This is a genomic window from Burkholderia contaminans, from assembly GCF_029633825.1.
Lineage (GTDB): Bacteria > Pseudomonadota > Gammaproteobacteria > Burkholderiales > Burkholderiaceae > Burkholderia > Burkholderia contaminans.
On the sequence record NZ_CP090641.1, the window covers coordinates 1,497,573 to 1,519,525 of the forward strand.

Annotated in this window: 24 protein-coding genes; 6 read left to right on the forward strand and 18 right to left on the reverse strand. The window is 66.2% G+C overall.

Annotated elements, in window-relative coordinates:
• Nucleotides 1-96: 96 nt before the first annotated feature.
• Entirely contained in the window at nt 97-516 is a 420-nt protein-coding gene (locus LXE91_RS24355) for an HIT family protein (protein WP_039349861.1), read from the reverse strand.
• A gap of 255 nt (nt 517-771) precedes the next feature.
• On the opposite strand from LXE91_RS24355, the gene LXE91_RS24360 reads away from it, so the two are divergent.
• Entirely contained in the window at nt 772-2,172 is a 1,401-nt protein-coding gene (locus LXE91_RS24360) for a serine hydrolase domain-containing protein (RefSeq protein ID WP_039349844.1), read from the forward strand.
• Between the two features lie 92 nt (nt 2,173-2,264).
• Here the strand turns inward: LXE91_RS24360 and LXE91_RS24365 are convergent, their stop codons facing one another.
• The 6 genes from LXE91_RS24365 to LXE91_RS24390 all read right to left on the reverse strand — a co-directional run bounded on the left by LXE91_RS24365 (nt 2,265) and on the right by LXE91_RS24390 (nt 7,826).
• Nucleotides 2,265-2,888, reverse strand: a complete 624-nt coding sequence (locus tag LXE91_RS24365; RefSeq protein WP_039349841.1) for a glutathione S-transferase family protein — start codon at nt 2,886-2,888, stop codon at nt 2,265-2,267.
• 72 nt (nt 2,889-2,960) lie between these two features.
• A complete protein-coding gene (locus LXE91_RS24370) occupies nt 2,961-4,460 on the reverse strand; it encodes a TIGR01777 family oxidoreductase (protein ID WP_039349838.1) in 1,500 nt (499 codons plus the stop codon).
• Nucleotides 4,457-5,329 carry a thiol-disulfide oxidoreductase DCC family protein gene (locus LXE91_RS24375; RefSeq protein ID WP_039349802.1) on the reverse strand — a complete coding sequence of 291 codons (873 nt, stop codon included), beginning with the start codon at nt 5,327-5,329 and terminating at the stop codon, nt 4,457-4,459. Before LXE91_RS24375 ends, LXE91_RS24370 begins: the two co-directional genes overlap by 4 nt.
• Before the next feature lie 100 nt (nt 5,330-5,429).
• Nucleotides 5,430-5,900, reverse strand: coding sequence for a DUF2269 family protein (locus tag LXE91_RS24380; protein WP_039349799.1), 471 nt, complete (start codon nt 5,898-5,900; stop codon nt 5,430-5,432).
• Nucleotides 5,897-7,204, reverse strand: a complete 1,308-nt coding sequence (locus tag LXE91_RS24385) for an SDR family oxidoreductase (RefSeq protein WP_039349797.1) — start codon at nt 7,202-7,204, stop codon at nt 5,897-5,899. The genes LXE91_RS24380 and LXE91_RS24385 overlap by 4 nt, the downstream gene beginning before the upstream one ends.
• A gap of 88 nt (nt 7,205-7,292) precedes the next feature.
• Nucleotides 7,293-7,826, reverse strand: coding sequence for a GbsR/MarR family transcriptional regulator (locus tag LXE91_RS24390; RefSeq protein WP_011353812.1), 534 nt, complete (start codon nt 7,824-7,826; stop codon nt 7,293-7,295).
• A 160-nt stretch (nt 7,827-7,986) separates the two neighbouring features.
• On the opposite strand from LXE91_RS24390, the gene fabV reads away from it, so the two are divergent.
• Nucleotides 7,987-9,189 carry an enoyl-ACP reductase FabV gene (fabV, locus tag LXE91_RS24395; RefSeq protein ID WP_039349792.1) on the forward strand — a complete coding sequence of 401 codons (1,203 nt, stop codon included), beginning with the start codon at nt 7,987-7,989 and terminating at the stop codon, nt 9,187-9,189.
• Between the two features lie 63 nt (nt 9,190-9,252).
• On the opposite strand, the gene LXE91_RS24400 is transcribed toward fabV, so the two are convergent.
• Nucleotides 9,253-9,957, reverse strand: coding sequence for an SDR family oxidoreductase (locus LXE91_RS24400; RefSeq protein ID WP_039349791.1), 705 nt, complete (start codon nt 9,955-9,957; stop codon nt 9,253-9,255).
• Nucleotides 9,958-10,298: 341 nt separating this feature from the next.
• Between LXE91_RS24400 and LXE91_RS24405 the strand changes: the two genes are divergently transcribed.
• On the forward strand, nt 10,299-10,883 hold the full coding sequence (locus LXE91_RS24405) for a TetR/AcrR family transcriptional regulator (protein ID WP_039349773.1): 585 nt from the start codon (nt 10,299-10,301) through the stop codon (nt 10,881-10,883).
• A gap of 178 nt (nt 10,884-11,061) precedes the next feature.
• Here LXE91_RS24405 and LXE91_RS24410 read toward each other — a convergent pair whose 3' ends face one another.
• The 6 genes from LXE91_RS24410 to LXE91_RS24435 all read right to left on the reverse strand — a co-directional run bounded on the left by LXE91_RS24410 (nt 11,062) and on the right by LXE91_RS24435 (nt 15,347).
• The gene (locus tag LXE91_RS24410) at nt 11,062-11,877 is read right to left on the reverse strand and encodes a hypothetical protein (RefSeq protein WP_135370697.1); all 816 of its coding nucleotides are present in this window, start codon (nt 11,875-11,877) and stop codon (nt 11,062-11,064) included.
• 4 nt (nt 11,878-11,881) lie between these two features.
• The gene (locus LXE91_RS24415) at nt 11,882-12,529 is read right to left on the reverse strand and encodes a hypothetical protein (RefSeq protein ID WP_135370696.1); all 648 of its coding nucleotides are present in this window, start codon (nt 12,527-12,529) and stop codon (nt 11,882-11,884) included.
• A complete protein-coding gene (locus tag LXE91_RS24420) occupies nt 12,529-13,113 on the reverse strand; it encodes a hypothetical protein (protein WP_135370695.1) in 585 nt (194 codons plus the stop codon). The genes LXE91_RS24415 and LXE91_RS24420 overlap by 1 nt, the downstream gene beginning before the upstream one ends.
• A 218-nt stretch (nt 13,114-13,331) precedes the next feature.
• Nucleotides 13,332-13,910, reverse strand: coding sequence for a membrane protein (locus tag LXE91_RS24425; protein ID WP_039349769.1), 579 nt, complete (start codon nt 13,908-13,910; stop codon nt 13,332-13,334).
• A gap of 109 nt (nt 13,911-14,019) precedes the next feature.
• The gene (locus tag LXE91_RS24430; protein WP_039349766.1) at nt 14,020-14,805 is read right to left on the reverse strand and encodes a YhfC family intramembrane metalloprotease; all 786 of its coding nucleotides are present in this window, start codon (nt 14,803-14,805) and stop codon (nt 14,020-14,022) included.
• Nucleotides 14,806-14,816: 11 nt separating this feature from the next.
• The gene (locus tag LXE91_RS24435) at nt 14,817-15,347 is read right to left on the reverse strand and encodes a GNAT family N-acetyltransferase (protein ID WP_039349763.1); all 531 of its coding nucleotides are present in this window, start codon (nt 15,345-15,347) and stop codon (nt 14,817-14,819) included.
• Nucleotides 15,348-15,551: 204 nt separating this feature from the next.
• Here LXE91_RS24435 and LXE91_RS24440 point away from each other — a divergent pair, with 204 nt between their 5' ends.
• From LXE91_RS24440 to LXE91_RS24450, 3 genes are all read left to right on the forward strand, one after another.
• Nucleotides 15,552-15,917 (forward strand): ArsR/SmtB family transcription factor, encoded by a 366-nt coding sequence (locus LXE91_RS24440; protein ID WP_039349761.1) that lies wholly within the window; start codon nt 15,552-15,554, stop codon nt 15,915-15,917.
• Nucleotides 15,889-16,374 (forward strand): SRPBCC family protein, encoded by a 486-nt coding sequence (locus tag LXE91_RS24445; RefSeq protein WP_039349758.1) that lies wholly within the window; start codon nt 15,889-15,891, stop codon nt 16,372-16,374. Before LXE91_RS24440 ends, LXE91_RS24445 begins: the two co-directional genes overlap by 29 nt.
• A 124-nt stretch (nt 16,375-16,498) precedes the next feature.
• On the forward strand, nt 16,499-16,975 hold the full coding sequence (locus tag LXE91_RS24450) for an SRPBCC family protein (RefSeq protein WP_039349756.1): 477 nt from the start codon (nt 16,499-16,501) through the stop codon (nt 16,973-16,975).
• A 33-nt stretch (nt 16,976-17,008) separates the two neighbouring features.
• On the opposite strand, the gene LXE91_RS24455 is transcribed toward LXE91_RS24450, so the two are convergent.
• The 4 genes from LXE91_RS24455 to LXE91_RS24470 all read right to left on the reverse strand — a co-directional run bounded on the left by LXE91_RS24455 (nt 17,009) and on the right by LXE91_RS24470 (nt 21,794).
• Entirely contained in the window at nt 17,009-18,139 is a 1,131-nt protein-coding gene (locus LXE91_RS24455; protein ID WP_039349754.1) for an amidohydrolase family protein, read from the reverse strand.
• A gap of 1 nt (nt 18,140) precedes the next feature.
• On the reverse strand, nt 18,141-19,448 hold the full coding sequence (locus tag LXE91_RS24460; RefSeq protein ID WP_039349752.1) for an MFS transporter: 1,308 nt from the start codon (nt 19,446-19,448) through the stop codon (nt 18,141-18,143).
• 82 nt (nt 19,449-19,530) lie between these two features.
• Nucleotides 19,531-20,811: a CaiB/BaiF CoA transferase family protein gene (locus tag LXE91_RS24465; RefSeq protein ID WP_039349750.1), complete on the reverse strand. Its 1,281-nt coding sequence runs from the start codon at nt 20,809-20,811 to the stop codon at nt 19,531-19,533.
• Nucleotides 20,808-21,794: a hydroxymethylglutaryl-CoA lyase gene (locus tag LXE91_RS24470; protein ID WP_039349747.1), complete on the reverse strand. Its 987-nt coding sequence runs from the start codon at nt 21,792-21,794 to the stop codon at nt 20,808-20,810. The genes LXE91_RS24465 and LXE91_RS24470 overlap by 4 nt, the downstream gene beginning before the upstream one ends.
• Nucleotides 21,795-21,953: the final 159 nt, after the last annotated feature.

The following is a 21,953-nucleotide window of genomic DNA, read 5'->3' on the forward strand; positions in this document are numbered from 1 at the left end:
CCTCGCATGACCGCTGAAACAGGCGTTGGCGCGGCGGCTGGCCGATGCGTCATGCCGTGCCGTCGCCGCGTGCAATCGACGTGTGCAATCGACGCGTTACACGAAACGCGCGCGAATGCGCTGCGCGAGCGCTTCGAGCGTCGCCGCGTCGGCGATCTCGCGTGCATGCATCCGCAGCTCGGCGCCTTCCCAGCGCGGGATCACGTGGAAGTGCACATGCGGCACCGTCTGGCCGGCGGCCGCGCCGTTGAACTGGCCGATGAACACGCCGTCCGGCTCGAGCGCCGCGCGCACCGCCGCCGCCACGCGCTGCGTCATGCGGATGCCGGCCGCCGCCGCGTCGCCGGACAACTCGAAGATCTGCGCGGCCGGCTCCTTCGGGATCACGAGCACGTGGCCGTCGGCCTGCGGCATCAGATCCATGATCGCGAGGGTCGCGTCGTCTTCCGCGACTTTCACGCACGACAGTTCGCCGCGCAGGATTTTGGCGAACGGGTTGTTGTTGTCGTAGGACATGGCGTTTTCCGATAACGGTTGGACTGGGAGAGGGGGAAAGCGATGCCGGACGATTATCGGCCGATGGCGGGGCCGTTTTCAACTCGTTCACCGAGCGGTGGCGGCCGGATCGTCGGGCAGGACACGGGACGCGTCACGCACGGGCCACCGCCCGGTCGCCATCGCGCGTCAGGCCACCGCGATTGCAACGCATCGCCCGAACCTGAGACACTGCCGCATCGCTGCCTGCCGGCACGCCACCGAGGACGCTCGCGCATGACGATCCCCTTCAAGAAGCTGATCCTGCGCGGCGTCGCGCTCGCCGTCGTCGTCGCGGTCGGCTACACGGGCTACATGCTGTCCCGGCTCGCGCCGATCGCGACCGGCTATGCGGCGAAGGCGCTGTGTTCCGGCGTGTACGTGTCGGGCCGCCCGGCCGCATCCGTGATCGACGTCGACATCATGGCGGGCGTGCACCCCCTGCTGAAACTGGTGCACCCGTCGATCGATCCCGACCATCATCGCGCGACGGCGACCTTCGCCGGCTTCGCCGAACGCGAGGCCGACTTCCGGCCCGGGCTCGGCTGCACGCTCGCGCTCGGGCCGTCGCCCGGCGCGTTGCCGGCCGCGCTGCCGCCTCTCCCCGATCCGCCGTCCACACAACCGGCACCGGTCACGCCGCCAGCCGGCATCGACGCACAGAAGCTGCAGACCGCACTCGACCGTGCGTTCGACGAACCCGATCCGGCGCGGCCGCGGCGCACGCGCGCGGTCGTCGTGATGTGGCGCGGCCAGGTGATCGCCGAACGCTATGCGCCCGGCTTCACCGCCGACACGCCGCTGCCCGGCTGGTCGATGACGAAGACCGTCACGGCCGCACTGGTCGGCACGCTGGTCGCGCAGCACAAGCTGTCGCCCGATGCGTCGGCGCTGCTGCCCGAATGGCGCGGCAGCGGCGATCCACGCGCGGCCATCACGCTCGACGCGCTACTGCGGATGACGAGCGGCCTGCAATTCAACGAGGACTACGACGACCCGCTGTCCGACGTCGCATTGATGCTGTACGCGCAGCCCGATACCGCGCGGTTCGCCTCCGAAAAGCCGCTCGCCGCGACACCCGGCACACGGTGGTCCTACTCGAGCGGCACGAGCGCGATCCTCGCGCGCGTGATGCGCGAGGCACTGGGCAGCAGCGACGGCGACTACCTCGCGTTACCGCGCCGCGCGCTGTTCGCGCCGCTCGGGATGCGCAGTGCCGTGTTCGAGCCCGATGCGTCCGGCACGCTCGTCAGCCCGTCGTACATGTATGCGAGTGCGCGCGACTGGGCGCGCTTCGGGCAGTTGCTGCTGCAGGATGGCGTGTGGGACGGGCAGCGGCTGCTGCCGGAAGGCTGGGTGCGCTACCTGACGCGCACGACGCCGCAGTCGGAGCGCCAGGAGTATGGCGCGCAGCTGTGGGTCAAGGTGCCGGAGCCGTTCAACGATCGCGATCCGCATGCGGTCGCGATGCCGGCCGACGCGTTTCATGCGGTCGGCCATGAAGGCCAGTTCGTGAGCGTGGTGCCGAGTCGGCAACTGGTGGTCGTGCGGCTCGGGCTGTCGCGGCCGGAATCCGCGTGGAATCACGAGGCGTTTCTCGCGCGCGTGCTCGACGCGGTGCCGGCGCCCGGCGCGTGACAACAGGCCCTCAGGCCCGTTGTGCATACTGCTCATGACGCGAACGCGGCGGCGCTTGCCACGCCGCCGCGCCGCGCACTACCTGCGACGCGTCACGGGTTCGCGCTGCCTGCGTACTTCTGGAACCCTTCGCGCGTCGCGAGGCGTTCGACATAGCGCGACACCGCCGGGAAATCCGGATGCTCGAACGGCGTGCCGAACCAGCGGTTCACCGACAGGCCGATCGGAATATCCGCGAGGGTAAAACCGTTGCCGGCCACGTATGCGCCGGTCGCCTCGAGCTGCGTGTTCAGCACCTGCATGTGCTTCGTCCAGCCCGCGATCGACTGCGCGATGCCGGCCGGATCCTGGTGATCGGGCGATTTGCGCACGAGGCCGAGGAACGCGCCGACCCACGAGCGGTTCAGGTCCGCACCCTGCCAGTCGATCCACTGATCGACCCGCGCGCGCGCCTGCGGCTCGGCCGGATACAGTGCATCGCCGCCATAGCGGTTCGCGAGGTAGCGGATGATCGTGTTCGATTCCCAGAGCACGAAATCGTCGTCCTTGATGACGGGCACGAGACCGTTCGGATTCAGCGCAAGATAGGCCGGATCGTTGGTCGTGCGGAAGCCCGCGCCCCAGTCTTCCTGTTCGAACGGCAGGTTCAGCTCGGTGCACAGCCACAGCACCTTGCGGACGTTGATGGACGGGATCTTGCCGAGGATGTGCAGCATGCAGTCTCCTTGTGAGGTCGGATGCGGGGCATTCGGGACGCACGACACGTGCCGAACGCGTTCACGCCGAGTTTATACGCGACCTCGGGGCAAGCGACAGGCCATGCACGGAAAATCCGCATGCGGACGATTCGTCAGGTCACGCAGCGCGTGCTCGGCCGTCGGGAACCGGAACATGAATCCGTCCTGATGCAGGCGTGCCGGCATCACGCGCTGCCCGTCCAGCAGCAGCTCGGCCATCTCGCCCATCGCGATGCGCAGCGGCGCGGCCGGCACGTGCAGCCAGGCCGGGCGGCGCAGCACCTTCGACACGACCTGCACGAACTCGCGCTGGGTCAGCGGCGCGGGCGCAACCGCGTTGTAGACGCCGTGCATGCCCGGGTTCGCCATCGCACGCGCGATGATCCGCAGCACGTCGTCCCGATGGATCCAGCTCATCACCTGCGTGCCGTCGCCGAATCGCCCGCCCATCCCGACGTAGTGCGGCAACAGCATCGGGCGCAGCGCGCCGCCGGGGCCGAACACGACGCCCAGCCGCAGCACCACCGAACGAACGCCGTGACGCTCGAGCGGTCGTGCAGACTGCTCCCACTGCCGGCACAGCTCGGACATGAAGCCGGCGCCGGCGCTGCTGCTCTCGTCGAGCCGCTCGTCGGCGGGACGCACGCCGTAATAACCGATCGCTGACGCCTGGATCCACGTGCGCGGCTTGACCTCGGCGGTCTCGACCCAGCGCATCAGCGATTCCGTGACGCCGACGCGGCTCGCGAGCAGCACCGCCCGCCGACGCTTGCTCCAGCGTGCACCGAGCACCGGCGCGCCCGCTAGATTGATGACCGTGTCGAAACGTTCGTGCGGCTGCAGCTGACCGACGGACGTCACGCTGCGCACGCGGCCGTGAAACGTGTAGGCTGCGCGCAGCGGATCGCGCGCCAGCAACGTAACCGTATGCCCCGCATCGAGCAGATGGTTCACGAGGGTTTCGCCGATGAAGCCGGTCCCGCCCGTGACGAGCACGTTCCCCGGCGGCTGCCCCGCGAACGGATTGGCAACCGGCGCGCGTCGCGCGATCCGGCAGGCCGCGATCCCGTCGCGGATTCCCGATACCGTCACGCCGACGGCAAAGAGGCTCAGCACCCAGCCGCGCCAGCCGAGATCGAGCGCCTGCAGCGCGGTCGGCTCGTGCGCCCACGCGGCCAGTTGCATCGCGATCATCCCGAACAGCGCGCCGCCGTTGACGGCCAGCAGCGTGTGCAGCACGCGCTCGGTCGCCGGCAGCTTGCGGCTCTGGTCCTCGACGACGAAATCCCACAACGTCAGCACCACCTCGACCACCACCACCGCCGCGATGGCCGCGACCCACGCACCGTGGAAGGCGACGTTCGCAATCGATGCGAACACGAGACCGTAAAGCACGGAGCGCACCGCGTGAATTCCCAGCTCGAGCTGCGCACGCGGGCTGTGCGGGAGATCCTGCGTGAGTTCGTGGTGATAAAGCGTATCGAATGCGCCCATCGCGCCCTGCACGATCAGCAGGTTGAGCGCCCAGTCGTAAGCAGGCAAGGTGTTCATACCGCGTCCCTCCTCCAAAGCCAGACAAGCGGCGGCACCATCGCGACGAGTGCCGCCGCGTCGATCGCCACGTGGCCCGATACATGGGCCTGCAATGAAAACAGCATGTCCTGCGGCGCCCAGATCAGCAGGCCGGCCAGCAGCCATCCCCACACTTCCCGTTTCCGCAAGCGGTTGCCGAGGTGCACGAGCGCCAGCATCCAGACCGATGCGCATTGCACCGTCGCGCCCATCAGCGACATCCACCAGACCTGCTGTGCACGCGCCGCGTCGGGCGCCGCTCCCGCCCAGAAATGCAGCTCGATGACGCGGTGATACGCATCGAGCCACGGCGCGCCGGCAACCCACGGAACGGCCATGCCGACGAGCACGTGCGCGGTCGCCGCGACGTACATCCAGGTCACGACGAGGCGGCGTGCAGCGCCACCCGCGGGACGATCTGGCGTGGGCTCAGCCGCACGTTCGCTACCGCTACCGCACGCCGCCGCATCGCAAGGCGCTTCGGTGCGATAGCCGAGCCAGCGCGATACCGCATGCCGGTTGCGCGCGAAGCGGCGATACAGCAGCGCCAGCACACCGCGCACGGCCGGCACGCGAAGCAGCCGGACGAGCGTGCGGCGCCCGGTCAGCGCCTGGGCGGCCAGGATGCTGTCCACGCCGGTCAACATGCGTCCGTCGGGCAGGCGCGCGTGCAGCTCGCGATTCAGCGCGGGCAGGTCGACGCCCAGCGGCGCGGGATCGAAACCCGGCTTGGCGATATCGACAAAAGCCAGCCGGTGTCGCGCGTCGCGGGCCCCGAGACGCTTGATCTCCGCGACGCATAACGGACATCGTCCGTCGAAGTACAGTACCAGTTCACTTGATCTCATGATTCGCATTCCTTCTTATTACCTGTCGCATGCTTCATGAATCGATCGACTGCTTTCCTCCATGCCGTACCGCCACTTCAGCGCAGCGGCGGCGGCACGCTTACATCGGCTTGAGCACCATCAGGAAGTAGACGGTCAGCATCGCGAAGAACGCCGGATAGCCGAGCAGTTCCCAGCGCTTCGCATAACGCCAGTACCGTTCCGGCAGTGCGGCGTTGCCGTTCGCGTGCGCGAGCTTCGCCATCGATGCCAGTTCAAGCTGCAGCCACACGACCGGCAACCAGCACACGCCGGCGATCGCATACAGCACGATCGACGCGACGAGCCACGGCGTATCCCACGGCCAGCCGGCCGTGTGCGCGAGCCAGAGCCCCGATGCCGGCTGGAAGATCACGGCCGGCGTCGTGAACCACCAGTCCGCGCGCACCACGAGGCGCGACACGGCCGCAATAGCAGGCACCGAGCGCGTGCGGTTCGCGAAGAACAGGTAGAACGCGGTGCCGAACCCGGTGCCGACCAGCAGCACCGAGGACAGGATGTGAAGCGCCTTGATGACGAGATAGGTATTCATGCTTGTTCTTCTTCTGAAAAAAGGATCAACAGGATGGCGAGGATCGGCACGTTCTTGAGCACGGGGCCGAACGGTTCGGCGAGCAGGCCCGGCATCGTGACCGCAATGACCGCCGAATACGCGACGATCAGCGCGGCTTGCGCGCCCCACAGGCGGCGCGACGGCGCGACGACGGTCGCGATGCCGAACGAGAAGTCCAGCGCGCTGGCCGCATAGAGCGCGATCAGCGCGGGCAGCCCCGTCAGGTGCGCAGGCGCGAGCAGCGCGAGGCTCGCGTGCAGCGGATGGATGAACGCGCTGGCGATGGCCGTCCAGATCCACACGATCGCCAGCGCGCCGCGCAACAGCGGGCGACGCCACATCGCGAGCGCATCGCGACGCAGCGCGGCGGCTTCCGCGCCGATGAAGCCGTCGATCCCGCGTGGCGGCCGGCCGAGCATCGCCGTGGCGGCGGCCGGATCGCCGGTGTTCCCGCCACGCAGCATCGTCCACGTGTCGCGTGTGAAGATCGCGCCCGGCAGCGTGCCGAGCAGCGCGGCCGCCATACCGGCCAGCGGGCCCGGCAATCCGATGCGAGCGGCCGGCGGAAACCCCAGCGCCGCGCGGTAGCGGGCCAGCATCTCGCGGTATTCGACTTCGTCGGCGCCGACCACATCGATCACCGCGCGGCCCACCGCCGGCGCATCGACGCACCGCGCGACGACTTCGGCGAGATCGTCGACGTGCACGGGGCGCAGCCGCTGATGGCCACCGGCCGGCAGGACCTGCACCGGCAGGCTCGCGAGCATCCGGAAAAACCGCGCCGACGCGCCGTCCGTGCCATAGACGAGCGCGGGGCGCACGATCCGGAAGTCGATCGGCAGCGTCTTCAGGAAGCGGTCGGCAGCGCACTTGCTGGCGAAGTAGCGCGTATTGCCGCGCTCGACGCCGAGCGCCGAGATCTGGATCACGCGCCGCACGCCGGCGCGGCAGCACGCGGTGAAGAGCGCGCACGGCGCGGCGCGATGCACGGCGTCGAGCGTCGCGCCGCGCTGATCGGCAAGGATGCCGACCGCATTGATCACCACGTCGACGCCTTCCAGCCGCGCGAGCCACGCGTCCGGATCGATGTCCTGCGCGAAGTCGATCTCGACGTCGCACAGGCCTGTCGCATGACGCACGCCGCGCAGCACGCGATGGCCGCCGGCTTCGAGCTGTGCGCACAGTGCCCGCCCGATGAAGCCGTTCGCACCGCACACGAGAACGGTCATGCTGTGCGCCCGGGTGCGGCCATGCGGGCGGGTCGACGGCAAGACGGTGTCCATTTTCATCCTCTATTTACAGTTATTTCTGTACAGACAGAAATAACAACCCCGAAAAAAGCGGGCTGGCTGCCCGCATTTCACATACCGCTTACTTCGACGGCTTGCGCCTTACCGTCTGGCTGATCTTCGCGCCGATGCCGAGCGCCTTCATCAGCGTATCGGGCTTGAGCCGCAGCATCTCGTCCGACCAGGTCGTGAGCGTCTCGACGAACTGCAGCGTGTCGCGGATGCGCTGCTCGGTCTCGCGGCTCTCGTTCGCGATCTCGGGATTCGTCAGGCAATCGCGCAGCACCGTGAGCGTCGGCTCGATCTCGCGCTGCCGCCGCCCTTCGACGATCAGTTTGAACAGTTCCCAGATGTCGGTCGACGTCTCGAAGTGGTCGCGGCGGTCGCCCAGCACGTGCACGACTTTCGCCAGCCGCCACGCCTGAAGCTCCTTCAGGCTCGTGCTGACGTTGGAGCGCGCCACGTTGAGCGTCTCGGCGATCTCGTCGGCCGCGATCGGCCGGCCGGCCAGATAGAGCAGCGCGTGGATCTGCGAGACGGTGCGGTTGACGCCCCACCGCGAGCCCATTTCGCCCCAGTGGAGAATGAATCGTTCGGCTATCGGTGTGAGTTCCATGACGTGAAATTTAGGCATTTCAGTTATTTCTGTCAAGAGAGAAATAACTGGACGATCCGCCGGGTTCCGGCCGCGGCCGCCCGCGATCGGCCGCTTCCTTTACAATGCGCGGGATTTTCCCGAATTCAGGCCGTCCCAGCCTTTCTGACTAGAGGTTTCCATGATCATCAAACCGCGCGTGCGTGGCTTCATCTGCGTGACGACTCATCCGGTCGGCTGCGAAGCCAACGTCAAGGAACAGATCGACTACGTGACTTCGCACGGCCCGATCGCCAACGGCCCGAAAAAGGTGCTCGTGATCGGCGCGTCGACCGGCTACGGCCTCGCTGCCCGGATCTCGGCCGCCTTCGGCTCCGGCGCGGACACGCTCGGCGTGTTCTTCGAGCGCGCCGGCAGCGAGACGAAGCCCGGCACGGCCGGCTGGTACAACAGCGCCGCGTTCGAGAAATTCGCCGCCGAAAAGGGGCGCTATGCGCGCAGCATCAACGGCGACGCATTCTCCGACAAGGTGAAGCAGGTCACGATCGACACGATCAAGCAGGATCTCGGCAAGGTCGATCTCGTCGTCTACAGCCTCGCGGCGCCGCGCCGCACGCATCCGAAGACGGGCGAAACCATCAGCTCGACGCTCAAGCCGATCGGCAAGACGGTCACGTTCCGCGGCCTCGACACCGACAAGGAAGTGATCCGCGACGTCACGCTGGAACCGGCGACGCAGGAAGAGATCGACGGCACCGTCGCCGTGATGGGCGGCGAGGACTGGCAGATGTGGATCGACGCGCTCGATGAAGCCGGCGTGCTGGCCGACGGCGCGAAGACCACCGCGTTCACGTATCTCGGCGAGCAGATCACGCACGACATCTACTGGAACGGCTCGATCGGCGAAGCGAAGAAGGATCTCGACAAGAAGGTGCTGTCGATCCGCGACAAGCTCGCCGCGCACGGCGGCGACGCGCGCGTGTCGGTGCTGAAGGCCGTCGTCACGCAGGCCAGCTCGGCGATCCCGATGATGCCGCTGTACCTGTCGCTGCTGTTCAAGACGATGAAGGAAAACGGCACGCACGAAGGCTGCATCGAGCAGGTGTACGGCCTGTTCAAGGACAGCCTGTACGGCGCGACGCCGCACGTCGACGCGGAAGGCCGCCTGCGCGCGGACTACAAGGAGCTCGATCCGCAAGTTCAGGCGAAGGTCGTCGCGCAGTGGAACCACGTGACGAACGAGAACCTGTACGAGCTGACCGACTTCACCGGCTACAAGACCGAGTTCCTGCGGTTGTTCGGCTTCGAGATCGCCGGCGTCGACTACGACGCGGACGTGAACCCGGACGTGAAGATCCCGGGCATCATCGACACCACCGTCTGACGGTACGGCCCGCCGCCCCCCTGCACGCGCGGCAGGGGCAGCGGGCCCGGGATACCGGCGACGTCAACGCGGCGCCGGCTCTTCCAGATAAACGCCCGACGACAGCGTGGCCTTCACCTGCCGTGTGAACTCGTCGGTCGACACTTCCTCCTCTCCCGCCTCGATCGCTTCGTACGCCTGGCGCACGACGTCGGCCGGCGTCGCTTTCGGCACGTCGAGGCCGGCCGTCAGGTCGGTATCGATGAAGCCTGCATGCAGCCCGACGACCTGCGTGTGCTGCTCGCGCAGCGAATGGCGCAGCCCGTTGGTCAGCGCCCACGCAGCCGATTTCGACACGCCGTAGCCCGACAGGATCGGCCGGTTCACCCAGCTCGCGACGGACAGGATGTTCAGGATCGCGCCGCCGCCATGGCCGGCGAGGATGCCCGCGAACGCGCGCGACATCGCCAGCATCCCGAACACGTTGGTTTCGAAGTGATCGCGCAATGCGTCGGATGCGCCATCGTCCGTCAGGCTGCCGAGCCGCGCGATGCCCGCGTTGTTGATCAGCAGCGTGACGTCGCGTGCGGCTTCGGCCGCCGCGGCGACGGCCGCCGCATCGGTCACGTCGAGCTTCACCGGCACGACGCCCGGCAGCGTCACGGTGGCCGGATCGCGCGCCGCCGCATAGACCTTGCGCGCCCCTCTCGCGAGCGCCTGCTTCGCAAACTCGAGCCCGAGCCCGCGGTTTGCGCCCGTGATGAACACCACTGCACCTTCGATCTTCATGTTCGTTCCTTTCGCATGATGAATCGCATGCGCGCCGGCTCGCCGCGCGCGTGAGATCCGGTGGAAACCAGCCTGCCGTTGCTCGTCGAACCGTGGCGCCGCCTGGCGGCAGACGGCGAGCCGCCCGCTGCCCGTGACCCGGCGGCGCCAAAGACCCCGACCGATTGCCATCCAGTGTTCCGGCAGCGGCTTTGTGCTCGCCGCCAAGTCGACTACACTTGATGTCAATGTCGATCACCATCGTCTTTGCGATGCATTGTGTTCCCGCCATCCGGGCACGTCAATGGTGATCGCCATTGTGTTTTCCAATCGACGCGATCGACAAAATCAGGGAGGGATCGATGGGCGTGTCAAGACAGCAGGCTGCCGAGAACCGGAGCGCGATCGTCGCGGCCGCCGAGCGGCTGTTCCGCGCGCGCGGCGTCGACGCGGTGGGGCTCACGGAGCTGATGAAGGAAGCCGGCTTCACGCAGGGCGGCTTCTACAACCACTTCAAGTCGAAAGACGCGCTGGTCGCCGAGGTGATGGAAAAGGCGATGCAGGACCGCGCGGATTCGCCGAATGCCGGCAGTCTCGATGCGCAGGTGGCGTTGTATCTGTCCGCCGCGCATCGCGACAACGTCGAGGCCGGATGCCCGCTGTCCGGTTTCGCGGGCGATGCGCCGCGACTGACCGACGCGGCGCGCGCGTGCTATGCGCGCGGCCTCGCCACGTATCTCGATCGGCTCGAACGGATGGTGGCCAAGGAAGGCGCGACGCCGGCGCAGACGCGTCGCGAGGCGGTCGCGGTCTTCAGCCAGATGGTCGGCGCGCTCGTGCTGTCGCGCGCAATCGCCGGCACCGATCAGGCGCTGGCTGACGAGATCCTCGCAGCCGGGCGGGAGACGCTCACTGCCGGGCGCGACGATTCGGGCACGCCGGCGTGACGCCGCACACGGCACAACGCCATTCCGCCGTTGCTGCGCTATGCGATTGCCCGCGCGGCATTCCACAGCTGCTGCCCGCCGGGCAACGCATATCACGCGTCAAAGCGCGTGTACTACGATTCGAACGGCTCCATCAGCCGATGGAAGAAACTTGAATGACAGACTAAGAATTCTCGGACTATGTATTCTTACAGATTCTCAGCTTGTATTCATGCTTTGCCCTCGTCATCGGGATATCAAATATCCATGGAAACACGAGCACTTCGCCATCGTATTGCTCAAAGGACACTTTCCCCTTCAGCTTGCCCACCGAAGCAACGAGCGGATCGTTTAGCCTGGCCTTCGATACCGCATAGGGAAGCGGATACTGCATCGTGAATTTATCCTGTGGAGGAAAATACATCTCAGATGGCGGCAATGGTGAAAAATTCATACCCTCATCATAATCACTCGATGCATGCTTGATAATTGATCCACTATTGTCGACAGTTTGAAATGCAGAAACCGTTAATCGCGGCCATTGGGCCGACACAAGCCGATAAAGAGCAGAATCCGGGTTGGAAGCTTCTGGAGCGTATTTCTGGATCCTCGCCAGCACTGCCGCGGAAACGGCACCAAACTCCGGCGAATGGCGAGGATCGTACTCTCGGCCATCAGCATCCCTTATATATGCGATAAAATCTCGCGGGACGCAAAACTGCCAAGCCTTCAAAATTCCATCACACCATATCTGCGGTTCATACGTTGCGTCCTCTTCGCCCGAAGCAAAGGTACGATATTCACTAAGATTGATTGCATAATCAAACGAAGACTCCGGCTCCCTCAACGTAAGCAACGCCCTTGAAATTACTCCATATACAGAATTTCTCAACGGATAATCACCATTCAGGTATGTATCCAAAAAGAGATGCCTACTTATGTCATTCGGATTGAACGGTGAAACTGTATTCGACTGCAAGGTATCCGGCATCGCGGTGCGGAGCGCCTTGACCACGAGATCAGAGTCGGACGTAATGTACCCCTTCGCCATCAGCAACAAAATTTGCGACCGACGCGACATGAACGACCTTGAAATTTCCGGGTTTTATTTTCGGATTGGTATACACGACTCGGTGCGTTGCATTTGCATACAGACTACCCTGCGAATGCCTCACCAATAAAACACGCCGACCTTTATTCAGAACATAATCATTAACCTTCGATACCGCGCCTTCTACTCGATCGTCCACATATATGTATTTTGCCTTAAACTGCTCTGCAACTCTGGCCGCGGTCTCCTTTTCCGTATCAGAGATCATCGTCTTGACCAGATCGATCGTTGTCGGGAGGAGGCCATCCACGAAGCCACCAGCAACTCGCGCCAATATTTCCCAAGTTAGATTCGGACGATCGGCCATTTTTTGCCGAAATACGACCATTAGATCGTCTAGAAATCCATTTGATTCGTTTGGAAAGAACGAATAATAAACAGGAATACCCCCAACCTTATTTCCGATGAGCGCAGCCACGGCCTCTGCGCCGCTCTCGATATCCTGCATATTATTAAGAATCCCATTTCCGTAAACCACCTGATATGGCGAATCACACTTATCGTCGACTTGTTGCGCAAACACCGGGATCGAAAATGCAAGCACCAACACCATCATTAATTTTCGCACGATTCCCCCCGGTATAAATCGTAGATATGACCCGACATATTTTTCATCGCGACTGAAAATGCCTGCCAGCGCTCCTTGGTATTCAACATCATCGCCAGCACCAACTTCGATTCGTCAACACCCCTTTGTCCCATTAATCCACGAAGGCACGCAAATGATTTCACCATTCGCTCAGCAGCATTTACCGCCCCCTCACGCGATCCGCCATACACCAAAAAATCGCGTTGCGCGACAGCGTATTGCTTCATCGCTGCGCGTTGTTTCGGATCCGTATATTTTTTATCGATAAAATTCTCGATGTCATCGCGAATTTTATTATTCTTCGACTCAACCCCGGGAACGGAATCAGAATAGTCCGTTGAAACACCACCCATGGCCGGACTTCTCCGAGCCATCGAATTCACCGAATCAAATGACGACTGAATACCTATTGAGTCTGATGTGCCGAGTGAAGGCGTTGCTTCCGCTCCAGTCCATGTGGCCTTCGGGGTCTCGGTTCGAAGAAACGCATAGGTGCCCGCGACAACCATCCCCCCGATGACCACCACGACAATAAGGTCCCTCGTATTCATTTTTTGTGGCTCCCGTATTGTTATCGCTTATTCTTGGCGCACTATAGTCTCTGGCGGCAATCCTGCAAGATAATTATTAGAAAAACGAAAGGAATTCGCCAGAAAAGCCGCCTCGACGGGTGGCGTTTCGCAGGGAAAGGCGTTCTTACATTGGCCGCCGCCCGGCGGGCAATGCTCCAGTCACCAAGACGTGACGCTGAAGCAGCGCCGCTTCCGCGCTATTCGACCGACCGCGCCGCCTGCCACAGCGGCTGTGCACCGCGCGCCGCATTCCACGCGGCAAAACGCGTGCGCCACGCTTCGAACGGCTCCGACAGCGGGTGGCGCGGATCGTCGCTGAGCGAATACGCCATCCCTTCGATCAGCCAGCGCGGCCGGGTCGCGACGGCCAGGTTGCCGAGCACTTCGGCCTGCCGGTGATGAATCAGCTCGTGCGCGAGAAAATAGGTCTGCCAGCCGCGCGGTGCGACGACCACGCCGAAATTCCCGAGCGTCAGCGCCGCGCGTTGGCCGAGGCCGAACGCATCGGCGCACGCCCGCGTCGAGCAGAACACCACGCGCGGCGCCGCCTGGAATGCGCCGACGGCCGCCGCCGCGCGCGCATAGCCGTCGCGATAGAGTTGCTGCGCGTCGCCGAGCTTCGCGGCATCGTCCGTGCAGATATCGGCGCTCGGGCACGACACACCGGAAACCAGCGCGGGCGCGACGACGCGCAACGGCTTGACGAGCGCATACGCGGCAATCGGCAGCGCGACGAGCAGGCCCGTGAGGGCGAAAGCGACATGGGAGCGTTTCATCGGGGCGGTGGTTCCGGGGCGTTCTCGTTCTGCTGAAGTCTTCGTGCGTGACTATATCGGACCGGCGATGTCGGCGGCCTTGCTTGATTCCCTGACGAAGCCCGGCCAATCAGGCAACATGCCGCGTGCTCGCGTCGCCGGCCCCCGTCATCCGGCGGCTCCAGCGCAGCCCCAGCCGCAGAAGCGCGACACTGCACACGAGCAGGAGCACCTCGACCAGCACGGTATCGACGTGCCAGTACCGCGTGAGCAGCACGGCGGCGAGGTCGAACAGGAAATGAAACGCGATCGCATACGCGAGCCAGCGTTTCGTACCCCGGACGAATGCCTGCAGCACGATCAGCGACAGCCCCACATGCGCGGCCATCGCGCTCGCGCGCTCGAGCAGCGCCAAAAACGGCGACGCGAGCGTCATGCCCGCGAACTGCGAGCCGATCAGCGATTGCACGCCTTCGGGCACCACGACGCCCGCGTGCGCGAGCAGATACCCCGTGCCGAGCGCGAGAAACCCGACGCCGACCAGCAGCATCGCTTCCAGTCCGCCGTGCCCGAGCCCGAGCATCACGGCCGTCGGCGCGTCATGTCGCTTCGGCAGCAGATACCGGAAAGCGACCCAGCGCCCGCACTCCTCGAAGAGGCCAGCGGTCAACGCCGCGAACACGAGCATCGGCACGTGCCAGCGCGGCTCGTGCGCGAGCCAGCGGAACAGCGGAATCTGCCACGACATGCGCAATACCGGCTGGAACACGAAGAAGGTCAGCATGCCGTAGAAAAACACGCGAAGCGGCACCTGCGTGCGACGTCGCCACGCGGCGGCCAGCCCAGCAGGCGCGAGCAGCGCGACGAGACCGGCCGCAAGCGTGACGAACACGAGCGCCGGGGCGACGGGATGCACGGTGCGCCCCGCTACGCAAGTTGCTTGTGGAAATACGTCGTCGCGCAGACCGTGCCGTCGGGCATCAGCGCGTAGTTCGGCACGACGCCGACACGCTGCCAGCCGGCCCGCTCGTACAGCCGCTCGGCGTCGCCGCCCGTCACGGTATCGAGCACGAGCACGGTCTTGCCCGCGTCGCGTGCGGCCGCATCGGCCGCCGCCATCAGCCGCGCGGCGATGCCCTGCCGGCGCGCACGCCGCGACACGAGCATCTTCGAGATATCGGCGCGATGCGGCTGGTTCTCGGGCTGCGCGGTCACGACCTGCACGGTGCCGACGATCCGGCCGGCCGCATCTTCGGCAACGAGCAGGATGCGCTCGCCGTTCGCGACGCCGTCGGCGACGTGGGTCCAGAATGCGACGGCGGTCGTCCGCTCGATCGGCAACATGAAGCTGACGGACGCGCCGCCCTCGACGCAATCGATCAGCACGTCGGCCAGTGCTTCGACACAGCGCTTCGCTTCGCCCGCGTCGACGCGGCGGACGGTAACGGATTCGGTCATGCCAACTCCGGTAGTCAGTTGGATCGCACACGCGGGTTCGGCGTGCGTCCGGATGGGAAGGAACACCGGCCGGCCGTCGCGACTCGCGCAACGGCGGCAGGCGCGCGGCAACGCCGCACCCGGTCGGCACGTGTTACCGCCCCATCATCCTACGCGACGAAAGATTCCGTTGCATCGCCGTCCGCGTCGCCTATACTTAGCCGCATGGCTAACTTTCAACCCGGCATCAGCGACGTCTTCCACGCCCTCGCCGATCCGACGCGCTGCGCGATCGTCAACATGCTCGGCCACGGCGAACAAACCGTCTCCGCGCTGGCCGAGCCGTTCGACATGGCGTTGCCGTCGTTCATGAAGCACGTCGCCGTGCTCGAGCGCAGCGGCCTCGTCCAGACCCGCAAAGCCGGCCGCTCGCGCACCTGCACACTGGTCGGCAGCCGGCTGGCCGAAGCCGAGGCATGGCTCGCCGAGCAGCGCGCGCTGTGGGAAGCACGATCCGATCGTCTCGTCGAATTCGTCGAACGCCGCCACCAGGAGGAGCAAGATGTCAGCCAGCCCCGTCGACCCCGTTGAAGCCCACGATCTCGTCATCACGCGCACGCTGCGCGCGCCGCGCCACGCGCTGTGGCGTGCATGGACCGACCCCGAACTGCTGAAGCAATGGTGGTGCCCGAAACCGTGGACCACCGAAGTGCGCGCGTTCGACCTGCGTCCGGGCGGCGCCTTCCACACGTACATGCGCGGCCCCGACGGCGGCACCAGCGACAATCCCGGCTGCTTCCTCGAAATCGTGCCGGAATCGCGCATCGCGTTCACGTCGATGCTGACGGGCGGCTGGCGGCCGCAGGCGCCGTGGATGGGCTTCACCGCGATCATCACGATGGCCGACGACGATGCGGGCAGCCGCTACGAAGCGCGCGTGATGCATCCGGACGCCGCCACGCGCGACCGCCACGAAGCGCTCGGCTTCTTCGAGGGCTGGAACACCTGCATCACGCAGCTCGACGAATTCGCGGCCGCATTGCGCTGAGCCGGCCGCGGCCACGTGTGCGGTCATTGCATGCCGCCTCTCGCGCGCCTAGGATTCCTGAAGGAAGCATGACGACACGCCGGCCGCCGGCGTGCACCGTCGTGCGCGCTCCGCGGGAGGCCACATGTTGCACACGCACACGCATTCGACCCGGGTCAGCCGGCACCTGAACGCCCCGCGCGGCCGCGTCTACCGCGCACTCCTCGATCCGCACGCCGTCGAGCAATGGAAGGTGCCCGACGGCATGACGTGCCGCGTGCATGCGTACGACACGCGCGAAGGCGGTGCGCTGCGGGTATCGCTGAGCTACGACGCGCCGTCGGCCGGCAGCGGCAAGACCACCGCGCGCACCGACACCTATCACGGACGCTTCGTCACGCTCGTGCCGGACGAGCAGATCGTCGAGATCGACGTGTTCGAGACCGACGACCCGATGCTGCGCGGCGCGATGACGATCACGATCACGCTGTCCGACGAAGCGGGCGGCACGCGCGTGGACGCCGTGCACGACGGGGTGCCGCCCGGCGTCCCGGCCGCGGACAACGAGACCGGCTGGCAAATGGCGCTGGCGCGGCTCGCGGCACTGGTGGAAGCCGGGTGAGCCAGCGCCGCGCCGGGCCCGCCGCGGCGCGCGTCAGCCGAGCCGGTAAGCGCGCGTGACCGTGCCGCGGAACAGCGCGTCGCGCTCGTCCGGGCTCGCCTGCGCGGTCAGCCGCTTGAACGCATTCCAGCCGTTCACGAACGAATACGAGCCCTTGTCGACCGGGAAATTGCTCTCGAACATGCAGCGCCCGGGGCCGAACGCGTCGATGCAGGTCATCATCCACGGCTTCCACGCATCGGCGAGCTGCACGGAAGACGGCGGCCGCTCGCCCTTCTCGAAATCGAAACCGTTGATGCGCATCCCGAGCCCGCCGACCTTCACGTAGACGTTCGGCAGTTGCGCGAGCGTACGCATCGACGCCGACCAGCGCTCGAACACCTCCGGCCGCTTGTCGGCATAACTGGCGATCCGCACGACGCCGCCGCAGTGATTGACGATGACGCGCGTATCGGGGTTCGCCTTCGCGAGCTCGAACAGTTCGGGCAACTGCGGAAAGAACAGCCATGCGTCGTACGACAGCCCGAGCGGCGCGAGCTGGGCGACGCCCGCCCGGTACGCGGGATCGAGCAGCAGCCCGCGCGGCACTGCCGACAGCGGATTGGCGAGCGTCGGATCGGCGTCCCATGTCGTCAGGTGACGAACGCCGCGGAAGCGCCCGCGACCGGCGTCGAGATGCGCTTCGAGCACCTCGCGCACGCGTTCGCCGAGACGCAGGTCCGCGTGGCCGACGATGCCTTTCGCGACCGCCACCGGGCCGTGCTGCAGCGGCTCGGTCACGCCCGCGACGTAAGCCGTCTCGCCCACCGGTTTCAGTTCGACCGGGCCCGATTCGCGATAGCGCGTCTGCGCCTGCATGTAGACGGACGCCTGGATGTTGTGGCCCGAGCGCGCATCCTGCAGATAGTCGTCGAGCATGTAGATCCAGCCCGGCCGTTCATAGAAATGATGATGCGCGTCGACGATCGGCAGGTCGGGCTCGAGCGCGGGTTCGAGCGCCGACGCGAGCCAGTCGGGCCGGACCGCGAGATAGTTGCTTTGCGTCGTCATGCGGGAAACTCCTTCCTGGGTGGCCGCGCGCGTCCCGGTGAACGCGGGCAGCGCGAGCGATGCGGCGGCCGCACCGAGCAGCCGGCGTCGCTTGATCGAAGTCGTCGTGTCCATGTCATTCGCTCCGGTCGAACGCATACAGCGACAGCGTGAGCAGCGTCGTGATCGCCAGCACGATCGCGAGGCCGAGCATGCCGGCGGTAAAGGTGCCGAAGCTGTCCTTCAGGTAGCCGACGAGATAAGGGCCCGCGAAGCCGCCGAGCGCGCCGATCGAGTTGATCAGCGCGAGCCCGCCGGCCGCGGCCTGGCCGGACAGGAAGCGCGACGGCAGCGTGTAGAAGATCGTGCGGCCGGCGATCGTGCCGATCAGCGCGAGCGTGATGCCGACGAGTGCCGGCCCGAGCGTCAGGAAGTGCGTCGACACGCCGAGCGCCACCGCGCCGATGAACAGCCCGATCGCCAGGTTCGCGACCGGGCCGCCGCGCCGGTCGACGCGCTTCGCCCACCACAGCAGCGCGATGGTCGCGAAGAAGTACGGCACCGCGGACAGCCAGCCCGTCTGCATCGTCGACATGCCGTGCGCCTTCAGCATCTGCGGCAGCCAGATGCCGATCCCGTAGGATCCCATCGTGAAGCCGAACGAGATCAGCGCGAGCACGTACACGCGCACGTCGCGCAGCGCAACGCCGAAGCGCTTCTTGCGGCCGGCGGCCGCGGCGTCGCGCTCGAACGCGCGCTGCAGCGCCGCACGCTCGTCGTCGGACAGCCACGCGGCATGCGCCGGCGAATCGGACAGCAGCTTCAGCACGAGAAAACCGAGCGCGCACGCCGGCAGCCCTTCGACGATGAACATCCATTTCCATCCGGCAAGCCCGAGCACGCCGTCGAGTTGCAGCAGCCACGTCGACAACGGACCGCCGATCAGCGACGACAGCGGCGTCGACACGGTGAACCACGCCAGCACGCGCGTGCGGTAGCTCGCCGGAAACCACACGGCGAGGAAGAAGATCACGCCCGGAAAGAATCCGGCTTCGCCGATGCCGAGCAGCAGCCGGATCGCGTAGAAACTCGTCGGCCCGGTCGCCAGCGCGGTCGCGGCCGCCATCAGCCCCCACGTGATCATGATGCGGGCGAGCCAGCGCCGCGCGCCGAAGCGGTACAGCGCGAGATTGCTCGGCACCTCGAACATGCAGTAGCCGGCGAACATGATGCCCGCGCCCCAGCCGAACTGCGTCGCGGTCAGCCCGAGATCGCGGTTCATCGTGAGCGCAGCGAAGCCGACGCTCGTGCGGTCCAGGTAGTTGAAGAAGTACGCGAGCGCGAGCAGCGGAATGAAGCGCCACGCGGCCTTGCGCACGGCCCGTTGCTCGATCGACGCGTCGGTCTCGCGATCGTCGGCCAATGCCGGGGAAGCGGATGTCATGGTTGTCTCCGTGGATGGGGCGGCCGCGCCCGTGCGTGGGACGGCCGGGACGCCTTTGTTCGTTCGGTGAATCGCGGCCGCGCTACGCGCTCGCCAGTTCGTTCGGTGACGGCGCGCCGCCCGGCGCCGCATCGTCCGCGCCATGCTGGCCCGCGACGACGCCGGCTTCGATCAGCGCACGTGCCTCGTCCGGCGTGTAGCCGAGCTCGCCGAGCAGCGCGCGCGTGTCCTGGCCGAGTGCTGGCGGTGCCGCGCGCAGCCTCAGGCGTTCGCCGCCAAGCGTCAGCGGCAGCAGCGCGGTGCGCGTGTCGACCGGCCGCCCGGCGCTGCTCGCATCGGCCGGCAGCGTCACGGCCTCGAGGCCGCCCGTGGCGAGCAGGTGCGGATCGTCGAACAGGTCCTGCGGTTTCGTGATCGGCGCGTACGGCAGGCCGTTCGATTCGAAGATCGCGCCGATCTCCGCGGCCGAATGCGACGCGAGCCGCGCGCGCAACTCGGGCAGCAGCCACTCGCGCGCCTGCACGCGCAGGTTGTTGGTCGCGAGGCGCGGATCGTCCTTCAGCGCGGCCAGGCCGAACGCATCGCAGAACAACGCCCACTGCGTGTCCGATACGACCGCGAGAAAGATCTGTTCGCCATCCTTGACGGCAAACACGTCGTAGACGGCCCACGCGGAAATCCGGCTCGGCATCGGCGATGCGGCCTGCCCGGTCACCGCGAACTGCATCATGTGCTGCGCGACGAGGAACACGTTGTTCTCGAACAGCGAGCTCTGCACCTGCTGGCCGCGGCCGGTGCGTTCGCGCTGCGCGAGCGCGGCCATCGCGCCGATCGCGCCGAACATGCCGCCCATGATGTCGTTCACGCTGGCGCCCGCGCGCAGCGGCCGCCCTTCCGGGCCCGTCATGTACGCGAGGCCGCCCATCATCTGCACCACTTCGTCGAGCGCGGTGCGATGCTCGTACGGCCCCGGCAGGAAGCCCTTGTGCGACACGTACACGAGGCGCGGATTCAGCGAGAAGAGCGCGGGATAGCCGAGGCCGAGCCGGTCCATCGTGCCGCTCTTGAAGTTCTCGCTGAAGACATCCGCCGTCGCGACGAGCCGCAGCACGATCTCCAGCCCGCGCGGATCCTTCACGTCGACGGCAAGGCTCTTCTTGTTGCGATTGAACATCCCGAAGAAGCCCGCGCCGGAACCGCGCAGCGCGCGCGTGCTGTCGCCCGCGATCGGTTCGATCTTGATGACCTCCGCGCCGAGATCCGCGAGCAGCATCCCGCAGGTCGGGCCCATCACCATGTGCGTCATCTCGATCACGCGCGTGCCTGCGTACGGCAGCGCGGAAGCCGGTTGATGGTCGTTCATTGCGCGACTCCCGTCAGGCATCCTTCCGGTTGCACCGCGCTCGGTGCGCGGTCGTCCGCGTAACGGAAGCCCTTCGGCAACCCGGCGTCCGGCACATGCCCGTACAGCGCCTCGGCCGGCAGCGCCGCGTGCAGGATTGCGCGCGCGGCGAGCAGCGCGTCGACGTCGATACCCGTGTCGAATCCCATCGCCTCGAGCAGGAACACGAGATCCTCGGTGACGATGTTGCCGGTCGCGCCCGGCGCATACGGACAACCGCCGAGGCCGCCCTGGCTCGCGTCGATCGTCGTCACGCCCGCGTCGAGCGCCGCGACGACGTTCGCGAGCCCCTGCCCGCGCGTATTGTGGAAATGCGCGCCCCCCGCCTTGCCGCCGACTTCGCGCTGCAGCCGCAGGAACAGCCGGCGCACCTGCGCCGGGTTCGCATAGCCGCTCGTATCGGACAGCCCGATCTCGTCGACGCCGCATTCGGCCATCGCCACCGCCATCGCGATCGTCTCGTCGTCGCTGACGGCGCCCGCGATCGTGCAGCCGAACGCGACCGACACGCCCGCCTCGATCTGCACCGACGGAAACCGCTCATTGCGCAACGCGACGATCGCACGCACCTCGTCGATCATCTGCGCGGGCGTCTTGCGGATGTTCGCCAGCGAATGCGCTTCCGTCACCGAGACCGGCAGCGTCAGCTTGTGCACGCCGGCCTCGAATGCGCCCTCGGCGCCGCGCAGGTTCGGCGCGAGCGCGGCGACGTGCAGCCCGGGAATCGCCAGCGCATGCGCGACGACTTCGCGCACGTCGGCCATCTGCGGCAGCAGCCTGGCCGGCACGAACGACCCGACCTCGATCTCGCGCAGGCCGGCCGCGGCCAGCGCCGTGATCCAGCGCAGCTTGCCGGCCGTCGGCATCACGGCCTGGATGCTCTGCAGGCCGTCGCGCGGCCCGACCTCGCTGACCAGCACCTTCGGATATTCGGAAACGCTCATTTGACACTCCATCGTTCTATCTGAAAGAACATCGTTCTGTTTGATAGAACTTTATGCACACGTCGAACCAGCCGTAAGCGGGGTATACCCGTGAAATTGCGATTTTCTGGAACTTGCGTTCTGTCAGACAGAACGATATAGTCGACCGATCATCGTCAG

What these genes read in the sequence shown, in the direction of transcription:
- LXE91_RS24355 (WP_039349861.1), bottom strand. Translation starts at nt 516, where the DNA reads ATGTCCTACGACAACAACAACCCGTTCGCCAAAATCCTGCGCGGCGAA.
- LXE91_RS24360 (WP_039349844.1), top strand. Translation starts at nt 772, where the DNA reads ATGACGATCCCCTTCAAGAAGCTGATCCTGCGCGGCGTCGCGCTCGCC.
- LXE91_RS24365 (WP_039349841.1), bottom strand. Translation starts at nt 2,888, where the DNA reads ATGCTGCACATCCTCGGCAAGATCCCGTCCATCAACGTCCGCAAGGTG.
- LXE91_RS24370 (WP_039349838.1), bottom strand. Translation starts at nt 4,460, where the DNA reads ATGAACACCTTGCCTGCTTACGACTGGGCGCTCAACCTGCTGATCGTG.
- LXE91_RS24375 (WP_039349802.1), bottom strand. Translation starts at nt 5,329, where the DNA reads ATGAGATCAAGTGAACTGGTACTGTACTTCGACGGACGATGTCCGTTA.
- LXE91_RS24380 (WP_039349799.1), bottom strand. Translation starts at nt 5,900, where the DNA reads ATGAATACCTATCTCGTCATCAAGGCGCTTCACATCCTGTCCTCGGTG.
- LXE91_RS24385 (WP_039349797.1), bottom strand. Translation starts at nt 7,204, where the DNA reads ATGGACACCGTCTTGCCGTCGACCCGCCCGCATGGCCGCACCCGGGCG.
- LXE91_RS24390 (WP_011353812.1), bottom strand. Translation starts at nt 7,826, where the DNA reads ATGGAACTCACACCGATAGCCGAACGATTCATTCTCCACTGGGGCGAA.
- fabV (WP_039349792.1), top strand. Translation starts at nt 7,987, where the DNA reads ATGATCATCAAACCGCGCGTGCGTGGCTTCATCTGCGTGACGACTCAT.
- LXE91_RS24400 (WP_039349791.1), bottom strand. Translation starts at nt 9,957, where the DNA reads ATGAAGATCGAAGGTGCAGTGGTGTTCATCACGGGCGCAAACCGCGGG.
- LXE91_RS24405 (WP_039349773.1), top strand. Translation starts at nt 10,299, where the DNA reads ATGGGCGTGTCAAGACAGCAGGCTGCCGAGAACCGGAGCGCGATCGTC.
- LXE91_RS24415 (WP_135370696.1), bottom strand. Translation starts at nt 12,529, where the DNA reads ATGATGGTGTTGGTGCTTGCATTTTCGATCCCGGTGTTTGCGCAACAA.
- LXE91_RS24420 (WP_135370695.1), bottom strand. Translation starts at nt 13,113, where the DNA reads ATGAATACGAGGGACCTTATTGTCGTGGTGGTCATCGGGGGGATGGTT.
- LXE91_RS24425 (WP_039349769.1), bottom strand. Translation starts at nt 13,910, where the DNA reads ATGAAACGCTCCCATGTCGCTTTCGCCCTCACGGGCCTGCTCGTCGCG.
- LXE91_RS24435 (WP_039349763.1), bottom strand. Translation starts at nt 15,347, where the DNA reads ATGACCGAATCCGTTACCGTCCGCCGCGTCGACGCGGGCGAAGCGAAG.
- LXE91_RS24440 (WP_039349761.1), top strand. Translation starts at nt 15,552, where the DNA reads ATGGCTAACTTTCAACCCGGCATCAGCGACGTCTTCCACGCCCTCGCC.
- LXE91_RS24445 (WP_039349758.1), top strand. Translation starts at nt 15,889, where the DNA reads ATGTCAGCCAGCCCCGTCGACCCCGTTGAAGCCCACGATCTCGTCATC.
- LXE91_RS24450 (WP_039349756.1), top strand. Translation starts at nt 16,499, where the DNA reads ATGTTGCACACGCACACGCATTCGACCCGGGTCAGCCGGCACCTGAAC.
- LXE91_RS24455 (WP_039349754.1), bottom strand. Translation starts at nt 18,139, where the DNA reads ATGGACACGACGACTTCGATCAAGCGACGCCGGCTGCTCGGTGCGGCC.
- LXE91_RS24460 (WP_039349752.1), bottom strand. Translation starts at nt 19,448, where the DNA reads ATGACATCCGCTTCCCCGGCATTGGCCGACGATCGCGAGACCGACGCG.
- LXE91_RS24465 (WP_039349750.1), bottom strand. Translation starts at nt 20,811, where the DNA reads ATGAACGACCATCAACCGGCTTCCGCGCTGCCGTACGCAGGCACGCGC.
- LXE91_RS24470 (WP_039349747.1), bottom strand. Translation starts at nt 21,794, where the DNA reads ATGAGCGTTTCCGAATATCCGAAGGTGCTGGTCAGCGAGGTCGGGCCG.